This is a genomic window from Chryseobacterium sp. T20 (assembly GCF_047345655.1).
Lineage (GTDB): Bacteria > Bacteroidota > Bacteroidia > Flavobacteriales > Weeksellaceae > Chryseobacterium.
Window position 1 is genome coordinate 17971 of record NZ_JBLFDU010000021.1, and the last position, 13619, is coordinate 31589.

9 protein-coding genes are annotated in these 13619 nt (G+C 38.3%); 4 read left to right on the top strand and 5 right to left on the bottom strand.

Features of this window, described 5'->3' with window-relative positions; translation table 11 throughout:
• Positions 1–11: 11 nt before the first annotated feature.
• Both mobA and mobB read left to right on the top strand, forming a co-directional pair.
• Positions 12–455, top strand: coding sequence for a conjugal transfer protein MobA (gene mobA, locus ACMA47_RS24960; RefSeq protein WP_413931970.1), 444 nt, complete (start codon positions 12–14; stop codon positions 453–455).
• On the top strand, positions 455–1732 hold the full coding sequence (gene mobB / locus ACMA47_RS24965; protein ID WP_413931971.1) for a conjugal transfer protein MobB: 1278 nt from the start codon (positions 455–457) through the stop codon (positions 1730–1732). Before mobA ends, mobB begins: the two co-directional genes overlap by 1 nt.
• Positions 1733–1768: 36 nt before the next feature.
• Here the strand turns inward: mobB and ACMA47_RS24970 are convergent, their stop codons facing one another.
• Together ACMA47_RS24970 and ACMA47_RS24975 are read right to left on the bottom strand one after the other, a co-directional pair.
• Complete coding sequence (locus ACMA47_RS24970; protein WP_413931972.1) at positions 1769–1966, bottom strand: hypothetical protein; 198 nt, start codon at positions 1964–1966, stop codon at positions 1769–1771.
• Between the two features lie 154 nt (positions 1967–2120).
• Complete coding sequence (locus tag ACMA47_RS24975; RefSeq protein ID WP_413931973.1) at positions 2121–2375, bottom strand: hypothetical protein; 255 nt, start codon at positions 2373–2375, stop codon at positions 2121–2123.
• Positions 2376–2606: 231 nt separating this feature from the next.
• On the opposite strand from ACMA47_RS24975, the gene mobC reads away from it, so the two are divergent.
• Together mobC and ACMA47_RS24985 are read left to right on the top strand one after the other, a co-directional pair.
• Entirely contained in the window at positions 2607–4592 is a 1986-nt protein-coding gene (gene mobC / locus ACMA47_RS24980) for a conjugal transfer protein MobC (protein WP_413931974.1), read from the top strand.
• A 115-nt stretch (positions 4593–4707) separates the two neighbouring features.
• Positions 4708–5550 carry a hypothetical protein gene (locus ACMA47_RS24985; RefSeq protein WP_413931975.1) on the top strand — a complete coding sequence of 281 codons (843 nt, stop codon included), beginning with the start codon at positions 4708–4710 and terminating at the stop codon, positions 5548–5550.
• A 50-nt stretch (positions 5551–5600) separates the two neighbouring features.
• On the opposite strand, the gene ACMA47_RS24990 is transcribed toward ACMA47_RS24985, so the two are convergent.
• From ACMA47_RS24990 to ACMA47_RS25000, 3 genes are all read right to left on the bottom strand, one after another.
• Entirely contained in the window at positions 5601–10934 is a 5334-nt protein-coding gene (locus ACMA47_RS24990) for an N-6 DNA methylase (RefSeq protein ID WP_413931976.1), read from the bottom strand.
• Positions 10921–11358: a DUF1896 domain-containing protein gene (locus ACMA47_RS24995; protein WP_413931977.1), complete on the bottom strand. Its 438-nt coding sequence runs from the start codon at positions 11356–11358 to the stop codon at positions 10921–10923. Before ACMA47_RS24995 ends, ACMA47_RS24990 begins: the two co-directional genes overlap by 14 nt.
• Before the next feature lie 175 nt (positions 11359–11533).
• Complete coding sequence (locus ACMA47_RS25000; protein ID WP_413931978.1) at positions 11534–13618, bottom strand: DNA topoisomerase; 2085 nt, start codon at positions 13616–13618, stop codon at positions 11534–11536.
• Between the last annotated feature and the right edge of the window lies 1 nt (position 13619).

Sequence of the window (13619 nt, forward strand, 5' to 3'; positions counted from 1 at the left end):
TAAAAACAGATATGTTTTGGCAAAAAGATATGAAAGCTCATCACAAAGGCGGGAGAAATCCAAAAATAAACAGAGCGATACACCGCTATGTATTCCGATTGACCGATACAGAAAACACTAGGTTTTTATCACTTTTCGAGCAGAGTGGACTGGATACAAAAGCAAAGTTTATTGTATCATTATTATTTGAGAGACGCATAAAATCAATTAAAATAGATGCTAGCGCAAACGAATACACAACAAAATTATCGCATTTCTTTGCACAATTCAGAGCCATCGGCGTAAATTATAACCAGGTTGTTAAGGTGCTACATACAAACTTCAGTGATAAAAAAACCATACTTTATGTTGGAAAATTGGAAAAACATACCCTTGAATTAGCCAATTTATGTAAGGAAATACTGATTCTCACCAAACAGTTTGAAACAGAGTACCTGCTAAAAAAAGAAAATTAATGGTCGCAAAAATCGGAAGAGGAACTAATATATATGGAGCTTTACTGTACAACCACAGCAAAGTTCTCAATAATAATGGCGAGATTTTGCACCTTCATCATATGAAGGAAACTGCTGACGGAAATTATACGGCAATGCAACTTTTAACTTCTTTTGCCCCTTATTTACTGGCAAATAAAAACACCAAAAAAACAGCGCTTCATATTTCACTTAATCCAGATCCAAACGATAGTATTTCTGATGAGGACTATATAAAGATTGCTGAGGAATACATGCAAAAATTGGGCTATGGCGAACAACCTTATGTCGTCTTCAAGCATACTGACATCGAACGTACGCATATACACATTGTATCAACAACAGTTGATTGTAAGGGTATTAAAATTCCGGATTCATTTGAAAAGAAAAAATCAATGGATATCTGTAGAGAACTCGAAACAAAGTTTAACCTATCGCCTGCACCTGAAAAGCAGCTCTTTGAATCCAGCATCCCACTAAATCCTATTAATTTTGCCACAGGAAATATCAAAGCTCAGATCGCATCTATTGTTCGTCATCTTCCAAAATATTACCAATTCCAGAGCCTGGGCAGTTACAACGCATTGTTGTCACTTTTTAATATAACGTCTGAGCACATCAAAAAGGAATACCTAGGGGAAATCAAAGAGGGATTGGTTTATTTAGCTACAAATGAAAATGGGAATAAAGTAAGCAATCCCTTTAAATCTTCATTGTTTGGTAAACAGGCAGGACTAAAAGAACTCAGGGCTCATTTTGATAAAAGTAGAGCGAACAGCGCATCAGCTAAATCTTCCATTACAGAAGTAATCCAGCAGGCAATGCAGCTAAATTCCAACGAAATGACTTTTAAGGACTATTTGATCCAGCATGGCATTAATACTGTTATCAGGAGAAATGAGCAAGACAGAATTTACGGCATTACCTTTATAGAGCATAATACAAGGAATGTGTTTAACGGTTCCCAACTAGGAAAGCAATTCTCGGCGAATGTCTTTCAAGAACTATTTTCTAGTCACGACTTAAAACTGAAACAAAATAAAATAGTACAGCCAATTATTATTAATCAGACAAATTCAACTAATAATACAACCACATCTGATCACTTACATCCGTTTTTTGATTTTATGGTAAATCTTTCTAACATTGATGGTTTTGGGTTCCTCGAATCACTACTCACTGGCACATTTGCCGAAGATCCCGAAGAGCAAGCCTTTGAATATCAGATGAAGAAAAAACGAAAAAAACGTCCCACCTGATAATCGTCAGCAAAAGCTTCAGAAAGATGGTACAGCCTACAAAAAACCGTAAGTGGTCTGCACTTCCTGAATAAGGTCTTCTAATCTCTCTGCCATATATGAACTTTTATAGACGCGATCCTGCCATATTTCGACGCACCAGTATCCCAGTTCATCATTCCACCATACAAGCCCGTGAAAATTACTGGCCGTAAATTCAGCACAGTAATTCTTTCCTTCTATCCAAGATGCCACATTATGATCCACCTCATTATCAAAATTTGAAAAGACCGACCCTTTTTGATATATAACAAACTTTTTAGGTATCCTAAAATCTACTTTCATAAATGACCTATAATTTTTATTGATTGAATTCCCAAAAATGTAGACGATTAGGCTAACTTGGATATCATAACCTATAACGAAGAGCTATTTGGCGCCAGATGTCCTCTGCCAGATCGTTATCTTCGCCATGTGCAAAATGCCATTTTCCATCTCTCTTAATAAGAGTCTGAACCAGCCCATCTAATAAAACGGAAAATTCCTGTTGGTCCTTCGTTAAATCTTTTTTCAATAAAACAATCTGGAAATCACGGGTTTTAAATGTAATCCTAAAAGTCTGCTTATTAAAATGTTCTTCATATTGTCCGATTGTATCCAGCATGATAATATATTTACTTTCGAAATTCTTTTTAATAATATGAATTTTGTCTCAAAATAGAAATTCTCTGAAAATATTCCAATTTTAAAAACCCACATTTCACACCAATTTTCCATGTCTCTAAAAACTTGTTTTATCCTTGATATAAGACATTACAGGACAACTTATACCGCTTGGAACAACTTCCCAAATTTTCATCCGCAGAGATAATATCTATGGTGAAAATTTTCACTTATGCAAGAAGACGATTTGCGAGGATTAGCCAAAATTATGGCCTTTATGCGCGCAGTAAGTATCCTATTGGTACTTATGAATTTCTACTGGTTCTGTTATTCCTTTTTCTACGAACAAGGATGGACCCTTGAAGTCCTGGAGAGGATATTAAAGAATTTTCATAGGACAACCGGCCTGTTCGACAATTCGCTATATAGTAAAGTATTTGCATTGATCTTATTGGCCCTCAGTTGCCTTGGTACCAAAGGTGTGAAAAATGAAAAAATTAAATGGAAAAACATTTACATATGCCTGATATCCGGTTTTGCTCTTTTTCTTTTAAATTTTCCGCTCCTTAAAATATCCAATCCTCTGTATATGCTTACGACTTCAGCGGGATTTATCCTACTGATGGTAGCTGGTTTATGGATGAGCAGGCTCCTAAAGAACAGATTAATGGACGACCCTTTCAACAACGAAAATGAAAGTTTCATGCAGGAAACCCGTCTTATCGAAAATGAATACTCCGTTAATCTACCTACACAATTCTATTATCAAGGAAAATGGAACGATGGATGGATAAATGTTGTAAATCCTTTTCGTGCAGCAATAGTTGCCGGTACGCCGGGATCAGGAAAAAGTTATGCTATTATAAACAATTATATCAAGCAGCACATTGAGAAAGGATTTTCAATGTATGTATTCGATTTCAAATTTGATGATCTTTCTCTAATTGTATACAACCATTTGGTAAAACATTATGATAAGTATAACGTCAAACCACAATTTTACGTCTTAAACTTTGATGATCCGCGTCGAAGTCATCGATGTAATCCTTTAAGCCCGTCATTTTTGAGTGATATTTCCGATGCGTACGAATCTGCATATACGATAATGTTAAATTTAAACAGGACATGGATTCAGAAACAGGGAGATTTTTTTGTAGAATCACCAATCATTTTACTTGCCTCCATTATTTGGTTCCTCAAGATATATCAAAATGGCATTTATTGTACGTTTCCCCATGCCATTGAACTTTTGAATAAGAAATACGCCGATCTATTTACGATTCTGACAAGCTATCCAGAACTTGAGAACTACTTAAGCCCTTTTTTAGATGCGTGGGAAGGTGGAGCGCAAGACCAGCTTCAGGGCCAGATCGCATCCGCAAAAATACCATTATCAAGGATTATTTCTCCAAAATTATATTGGGTTATGACCGGGGATGATTTCTCCCTTGACATAAATAATCCGAAAGAACCGAAGATCCTGTGCGTTGGAAGTAACCCAGATAGGCAAAATATATATTCGGCCGCGCTAGGTCTTTATAATTCAAGAATTGTTCGTCTGATAAATAAAAAAAAGCAGCTCAAGTGCTCGCTGATTATCGATGAGCTACCCCAGATTTATTTTCGGGGCTTGGACAACTTGATTGCCTCCGCCAGAAGTAATTTAATATCCGTATGCTTGGGATTGCAAGACTTTTCAATGTTAACGCGAGATTATGGCGATAAAGAATCTAAAGTAATCCAAAATATAGTCGGTAATATTTTCGCGGGACAAGTGGTTGGTGACACTGCAAAAACATTGTCAGAAAGGTTCGGGAAAATTGTACAAAAAAGACAATCCATCAGTATCAACAGAAATGATACCAGCTCTTCCATTTCCACACAGCTCGATAGCTTGATTCCTGCATCAAAGATCTCAACCTTATCACAGGGCATGTTCGTCGGAGCCGTAGCGGATAATTTTGGTGAAAAAATAGAACAAAAGATATTCCACTCCCAGATCGTGGTTGATACTGGAAAGGTCGCCAACGAGACCAAGAATTATAAACCTATTCCACAGATACGATCCTTTCTATCCGAATCTGGGGAAGATATTATGGAACAGGAAATTAACGAAAATTACCGACAGATAAAATTGGATGTTTCGATTATAATTTCGAAGGAATTGACGAGAATTGAAAATGATCCTGAACTCGCTCATTTAATTCGACAGGAATGATTTCAATACGATGAAAGAAAACCAGGAGCCTAGGCTGAGAATGTACTCTCCTATCTCCCACTGATTATAACGAACTTACTTTTTACTAGTAGAAATTAAAAAAAATAAATTTAATATGGATTCAATCAAACCTAAACAACCTATAACTAAAACCTTATATCACGGAACAAACAGCGATTTTAATGAATTTTCACTAGGATACCTAGGTCAAAATACAGATAGAGACAATTGTCTTCGGGGCATTCATTTTACAGAAGAAATTGGTATAGCTCAACTTTTTGGTGAAAAGGTCTACGAGTGCGAGGTTCACCTAAAAAAATGTCTGAATTTGGATGATGTATTCGGTTGTGCCGACCAAGCACCCGACATTGTTAATATAGTATTTGAAGAGAATATTTCCGATCCTGATGAAGCTTTGGAATTTATAGATGAAAGTATCGGATTAGGGGAATACCTCGAATTTATGGATGCTTTCGACAACCAAGATATCCTAAGAAGTTTCAAAGAACGTGGTTACGATCATATTATAGCTGGATTTGCCAGGGATAAAGTAGAATATTGCATTTTTGATCCAGCTAACATTTCAATTCTTAATAAGGATTTTGTTTCTCTTTTTCCAAAGAGTGCGTACCTTTCTGTACTGCCAGCGAATTCCCGCCAGATTGAAAATATTTTAAAAGCTTTACAATCAACGAATGATCGGGAATTAAATATCCTGTATAAGCAATTGTCTACAAATATCAATAGTATTCCAAACAAAATTGACGGTTTTGAAATAGATAATTTTAAAAAGCTAAAGATACTCGCTGGGAAAGATAATACAGAAGGTTCTCTGTGCTATTCGATCAATAAGGGGAAACTATATCGAGAGCTGCGTGGTACGCTAGACGGAAAATCGCCAGTTCTAAAGCTGTCTGTCGATAAAGTAAAAAAGCAGGGCTTAGGAATCTCACAATAAACCATTAATTCTACAGCAATTCACATTTTTCTTCTAAAGGACCTTTAAAATTAGATCTTATGCTTATTGACTACTTTAGTTTTTTCTATTTTGTTTTGTCCGACTTCTGAATCAACAATACTGTTTTTGCTTTCATCCAACGAAATCTGAATGTTACGCTCCACTGCTGCAAGTTCAGTCTTTAAACCAGCTAGATTCTTTTCCTTATTCCACTCACCATTTACAATATCAGCCAGTACAGTTCTGTCCTTTTTTAGGACTTCGATCTGTACTTTTTCTTCGTCAATTAAGCGTGGTATTTTTTTCAGGGCATTCAGAAAATTCAAGCTGGCCTTTTCGGGATCTGTAGCCATAATTCCATTGTTATGAGTGTATTTTATATTGCCCTCTCCACAGATAAAAAAACGGTTATCCCTTTCCATTATATTCTCTTTTTCCCGAATCTCCGTTTTTACAAGTATATGAAAACCATAGAGAGAACCAATTTCTTCATAATTACCACCTGTTCGGGCGCTTGCAGCAACTTTATTAAGATATGAACCAATTTCCGTAATTCCTGCATTTTCTGCCAGCCCATTTAATTGTATAGGATTTAATAGAGTACCGTCAGAAGATTTAAGAATACGATTTTGAAGATTATCACTATCAACCATAAATCTTTCCAACTTTGAAATTCGCCCTTCCAGTTCCTCTTGCAACAATCCAAGTTTGGAGCCAGCACTCCATTTAGACCGTAAAAAAGCATTTTTTTCATTTTCCATCGCCACAATTTTCTTTTCTACTTTTGCTTTTTCCAATAGGTCAGTATTTCCTGAGAGTAAGGCAACATACTCTGAAAAGTTCATGCCAGAAACCTCATCCATCCCTCCCTCATCGATAGTACGCACACTTAGACTATTACTTTTTAACTGACCAACAAATCGCTGTTTGTTAGCAAGCGTATTAAACTTATAAGCATCCAGCGATTTTTCAACAGCATAAATAAAGACATCCACCGTATTATTGGCAAAGAATTTCGCGATTTCATTTCCTTTACGGACAGCGCGGCCATTGCGCTGTTCGAGATCTGACGGTCGCCATGGAATATCCAAGTGATGTACTGCAACTGCCCTTTTTTGTGCATTAACACCAGTTCCAAGCATATCTGTAGAACCAAAAAGAACTCTTACCCTTCCATCATTCGCGGCCTTTATCAATTCATTACGTTGGTCCTCCGTCTTGGCCTCCTGTATAAACCGAATTTGATCAATTGGAATATCATGGTCCTGCATAAGCTTTCGCTTTATCTCGGAATAGATATTCCATTCACCAGGCTTGTAGGTTCCTAAATCTGAGAAAACGAACTGCGTACCTTTCTGAGCATTATACTTTCTGTAATATTTAGCTATGTTTGCGGCACATACAGAGGCTTTATTACCAGCATCATCTGCATATTTAGATGAAACCAACCTCATATCCAGCGACATTTTTCTCGCGTAATCTGTAGCAATCAGCATTTTGGCTTTTTGTTCTGTCGGGCTTAATGGTGACCTTCCAAGCAATTCTGCATTTCCAGACTTAGCAAATTCCATCAATTTTTTGATGAAAATCTCCTGATCCGGTGTTGGCGGGATATTATACAATATCTCATTTTTTACAGGACGGTCAATACCAATGTCTTCAGCGGTACGGTAATCTGTAATTTCGGTATAGAATTGTGCCAGCTCTGGTACTTTGATGAAATGGCGGAATCTCTCTTTTTGCACAATATTATTGGCAACAGAGAATTCATAATCAATTGACTTTCGCGCAAATATCGCAGCCCATGCATCGAAGCAATTAATCCCCTGACGTTCCAATGCCTTTGGACGTAGATACTTAAAAAGACAGTATAACTCAGTCAGTGAATTGGAAATGGTCGTACCCGAAAGAAAAGTTGCCCCCAAGTCATTACCGCTTCTTTCCTGGATTGTTCTTATGGCAAAAAGAAGATTAAGTGCTTTTTGACTGCCTTGCGCATTGCCCAGACCGGCAACACGTTCATGTCTTGTATTGAACATCAGGTTCTTGAATTTATGGCTCTCGTCCACAAAAAGGTGATCGATCCCCATCATTTTGAAGTCCACAACATCATCTTTTCGGTTTTCTATATCATGTTCTAAGGTCTTTAGTTTAACATTCAGGTTTTTCTTACGGATTTCTACTCCTTTAAGCATAGCACCCGAAATATCTTTACCCTGACTTCTTAAAACTGAAAGATTTTGCTCCACGCCATCCAGTTCAGCCTGTAAAATATCCTTTTGAAGTTCTGACGACTGTGGGATCATCCCAAACTGATCATGCGTGAGGATAATGCAGTCCCAATCGTTATTCTTGATATCGCCAAAAATCTTAAGCCGCTTTTGTGGGGTAAAGTCCTTTTTTCCGGGATAAAGTATTTTTGCGTGGGGGTAAGCTTCCCGATAGGTCTTGGCAATATCATGCACATTTGCCTTTAATGCAATAATCATCGGTTTATGGACAAGCCCTAATCGTTTCATCTCCTGGGCCCCTGCACACATAATCAGCGTTTTGCCAGCTCCCACTTCATGATCACAAATTCCTCCGCCATTGGATTTTATCATCCAGATAGCATCTTTCTGGCTGTCATATAGGTCCTCAATGTTCACCGCCCTCCGATCCAGTCCGGGAAAGGTCTGATGGCTACCATCGTATTGCGGTCGTACATAACAGTTAAATAATTCATTATACCGTTCTGTCAGTTCATTTTTGAACGCATCGTCCTGCTGATAGAGCCATTCTGTGAATTCGTGGCGGATTTCATCTATCTTCGTATTGGCAACCTGAATAGTCTCCATATCCCGTACCTTCACAGCCGTACCATCAGCCAGATATTCTGTTTTTGTAATATCTGGGGTAGTATTAACAAGTGCATGTCGAAATAAATTCAAACCGTCAAAACTGCGGCTTTCGGATTTCACCGCATACTTTTCTGTGATCTTCAGATTGCTGGATTTTGCACTGACAGAATAGTCATCACTACTTTCAGAATAATGAATACTAACCGTTGTGTCAAAAAGATGGGTAGCAAAACGATTATAGATATCGGTTCCGATCCAGCGTTCTCCCAGATTAAAGTCAAGAGCCTCAAACTTAATAGGCTCAGGCCTTACCTTTTCAAGCGCTTCAAGGCTTACTACAGCTTCCTGATCATTAGGATTATCGATAATGTAAGCTTTTACTTGTTTTGCTTTTTCAACGACATCACCTGAAAGAAATTTTTGAGAAACTTCCAGCACACCACTTATCGGATTATAGTAAATGCTTCCTTGTAGACTTTCTATTAATGCATCTGAAGGAAGACCACTAATCTGCTCCATGTACCTTATATCAACATTACCAGAGCGGTTCAGAGAAGCCGACAAAGCTTCCTGCGGCGTAGCTTCCGAGATTTCGTTTCTTGCAAAACTTACCGGATGGTCAAAAATATCCGACTTATGGATTACACCTCCGACAGCTCGTTCAATTGAAGGAATTTCATTGCCCGAGGGATCCATTTTTATAACCTTAATATTATCAGCAGCATTTAGATGACCATATCTTCTGACAAAATCATCATAGAGATTATTTAGGAGTCCCCGACTGGTACTATCCTCTTCCTGATTTTTAGTTTCGTAAAGATACAGGTCATTATAGCAATCCCTTATTTTAATATATGCAACAATTCGTTTTCGCTGGATCTCGCTAAGCTCAATTGGTTTAAAACTATAATTTCCATCGTGCGTATTTCGCTTGATCCTGCCAACATGTCCCCTATAATTAACTAACGTATCCTCTCGATAGTAGCTTTTAACATCAGCATCAAAAACCTGCGGTACCAAACTTAGCTGTTCCTCATTATCTTGAAATAGGGAAAGGATGGAACCATCTTTAACTTGTTTATTACCGTCATGTTGCTTCTTATCGACGCTGGAAGGCTTTATTTTTACTGTAATATTCTGTGGCAGCAACTGTTCGTCCATATTCTCCCCGAACAGTGACAACTGTCTCGTCACTGTCGGCTTTTCTTGCGTATAGCTTCGCTTTTTCCTATTTGTTGGTGATTTTGCAGACTGAGCAACCTCATCTTCTGTAAAAAGGTTGAGCTGAACTGCATTTGATGTGGTCGTATCAGGTAGACTGTATGATAATTTATCGTTTACCGTAGAAGCTATTTTTTTCTCCGAGCCACTGACATCTGATAATTTGACTCTTTGAAATTTTCTGTACAAATCAGGTTTAAAATAATTTTTAAAATCAGCCTCAAGCTTTTTCGCAAGATCTTCACCGATACCAGCCAATCCCCCTTCATGTAGATATACTGTACCGGGTTTACCGTATTGATCGGTACCGACAACAGCTTTGGTATAAACAATGTGATTGGGATTATAGAAAAGTAGATTGCAGTTCTCTCCGCCAGGCTTGACTCCGCTTTTTATGAAATCTTTGGCCCTCTGGGACAATTCCCTGTTTTCAGTTCTTTTCTGTAGAATAAGGAGGTCTGTTCCAACCGAAGTGCCTGCCTCATCAAATAGGTTATTTGGCAATCTTACCGCAGAAACCAAATGATGTTCTTTCATCAACACTTCGCGGATCGCTTGATTGGAAGGACTATCCATCACTCCCTGAGAGGTGATGAATGCCAAAATTCCCCCTTCCCGTAACTTATCTGTGGATTTTAAAAAAAAATAATTGTGAATCGCTGAAGTAGAAGCTTTTCGGGCCAGATCCTTTCCTTTTGAATAAGAAAGATCAAACACAGAAGTTTTTCCAAATGGAATATTCCCAAGAATCACATCGTACTTAGAATCTTCCTGTATGCCTATATTTTCAAAACCTTCAACCCGTACCTCAGTTGATGGATAAAGTAGCTTTAGCACCATTCCTGTCAACGGATCTTGCTCGTAAGCTGTTATTCTGGCATCATGTAGGTCAGAAAATGGCGCTATGAATGCACCTACCCCTGCCGATGGTTCCAATAATGTGCTAACCTCAACTTCATTTTTAATAATAACGTTTGAAATTGTGTTTGCGATTGCTATTGGAGTATAAAAGGCATCCAGAATTGATGCCTTTATCCCATCTATATATTGCTTATATGTCCTGTCATTCTCGCTATTCTCCAATATCAGATCATAGAATGTCTTCGTTAACTCAAAAAGAGGTCGGTCAGCTACACTCCACTTCTCAATGTCATCAGCAGACTCTGCTGGATTAAGGATAAATTTCAGTCCTCCAAATCCGGCATATAAAGACATCTGTCTTAGCTCCTCCGAACTTCCTTCCCTTTTTTCCTTGCGCAACAGAAAAGCAATTTTCAGGGCATCAATATTCTGCTGGAGGTGCTGCCTCTTATTGAATGCCATTCTTTTCGATCCATATGGCGATGAAACCAGTCAGTTCCGTATATAGCAGGTCATAATCATTTGAATATGCAAAATCATCAGTTAGATCATACTTTGCAAAAACCTCTGCACAGATAGGAACTATTTTTAATGCAAAATCCCGATATTCAAAGTCAAAGAACAGATCTGTAAACTCATTGGTCAGGACATCAAATAGACTGTCGTATTTTGAAAAATGCAGACCTTCATACAAAATATAGTCGGCTATTTCATCACATTTGTGAACGCCATTGCCAGACCTGAATGCTCCTTCATACGCATTGGCCGCCCATCGAGCCCGTTGGCTGATAAATTTTGTATCCTCTAATTTCTCAGGAAAACTCGCTTCTATATGTTCCTGTAGCTTTAATTGGTAGTAGGAAAAATCTTTTTGCTCTTTTTTCATGTGTCAATTGTTTACTTGTTTGGTAAACCTAGCCACAGAAGCCCTCGTAATGCAGTTTAGGGGGTATTCTAACCTAAGAAGTCCGTCATTTTCCTAATTGAAAAAATGAGGTAAAAAAAAAGAAGCCTGAAATCACCGGGGATCTCAGGCTTCACACCAAATCACATCATGAATATTATCTGAACTTTCGTTTCTTTTTCTGCTCAAATTCAAAAGAAGTAGTACCGTCCTCCGATAACACAATATAGGCATCAAATGGCTTTCCACTGTGACCGACCATCTTGCGGATCAATGGTGTTCTTTTCTTGGTAAGCAAAGCTTCTACAATTTTATATGTTAATTGTATTCCGCAAACCTTTCGAAAAAGTATCCATCCGCATTCATCACTACAGCATTTGATTACCTTTTCACGCAAATAGGCTTTACTACTACATTTTGGGCAGTATAGATCTTGAGGACCCGTCTCCGCAATTTTCTCGGTCAGGAGCTCCTTGGTAACCTCTTGGGTTAGCTTCTCAAGTTCAGCATGAAATTCCGTGGCAGACATTTCATTATTCTGTATCTTTTCGAATGCAAGTTCCCATTGCGCCGTCATAGAAACATCTGCTATCTTTTTATCTTCTACGATCTGATAAACAAGAAGGCCCTTCTCAGTAGGAATGATCGACTTCTTCTCCCGACGGATATAATCCCTGTCGAAAAGCGTTTCAATAACCGAAGCACGGGTAGCAGGTGTACCTATCCCAATGGTTTTAAGTGCTTTTCTCTCCTCAATATCCGCAATGCTATTACCGGCATTTTCCATTGCTGATAAAAGTTCTGCTTCAGTATATAATGCGGGTGGCTTTGTTTTCTTGGAAAGAAGCGTCGCAGTGCTTACCTGCAAGAGATCGCCCTTCTGTAAATCTGGCAGGTCATAAATAGCATCGTCCTCTTCTTCATTAAAAATCCCATTGATCGACTTCCAGCCTGGGGACGTAATCTTTATTGCTTTAATTGCAAAATTATAATGGAGTATTTCTAATATTGCCGAAGTAGTTTCCCTGTGGCAGGCTGGTGAAATAGCTTCAAGAAGTCGGCAGGCTATTAAATCATACAGTGCATTTTCGTGCGCGTTCAAAATGCTAGGAATATTCTCCGTTATTAAAATTCCATGATGGTCAGTTACCTTCACGTCATTGACGATATGTTTGTTATATCTCTCCCATTTAACCTTTTCGACCTTTTCTTTAAAAGCATTGGAAGCCCCTAAAGCGACAATCAGATTTGGAATTTCGCTCCAAACATCCTCTGGAATGTACTTTGATCCCGTACGCGGGTAACTTATCAATTTCTTTTCATACAAGATCTGCGCTATTTCCAGCGTTTTTTCTGCGGAAAAACCCAGTTTCCTATTGGCCTCTTTTTGTAAGCCTGTCAAATCAAAAAGTAATGGTGCCTGCAATGAACCGGATTTCTTTTCAACATCCACAACAAGTACAGTTCCAGCACGCTCAATAGATCTTATTGCAGATTCTACTTTAGTTCGTTCTTCCCATTTATCAACCGATAAACTCTTGAAAATACTCCCCTCTTTTTGGTGTTCCAGCTCAATCTGGAAATAGCTTTTTACTTCAAACGATTTATGATCTATATATCTTTTACAGATAAGCGATAAAGTAGGTGTCTGAACACGCCCTAAAGAATATAAACCATCCCCTAAACTGATCGTAAGGGCTTGGGTGGCATTGATCCCGATCATCCAGTCAGACTGTGACCGCTCGCGTCCGGCATAATAGAGACCATCAAAATCAGCACCAGGTTTCAAATTGTTTAATCCGCTTATGATTGCTTTCTCTGTTAAACTACTGATCCAAAGCCTCTCAAATGATTTACCGCAGCCTAAATATTCATATATGTATCGGAAAATTACTTCACCCTCCCTACCTGCATCGGTAGCAACAATAATACTGTCGCACTTTTCGAAAACTTCGCCAATTATTTCTAATTGCCGTTTTGAACCTTCATCGTAAACATAACCATTACCAGCCTTTACTTTTCTACAGGTAAGCATAAAATTTTCTGGTATGATGGGAAGGGATTCCCTATTGAACCCCTTTATTCCATAGTCCGCAGGCATCGCCAGTCCTACAAGATGTCCATAAGCCCATGTGACCATAAAATCACCCCCCAAAAAATATCCATCTTTTCTTTCAGTTGCTCCTACAATTCGGGCTAGTTCATGTGCTACAGAGGGCTTTTCTGCTAAGATTGCTTTCATA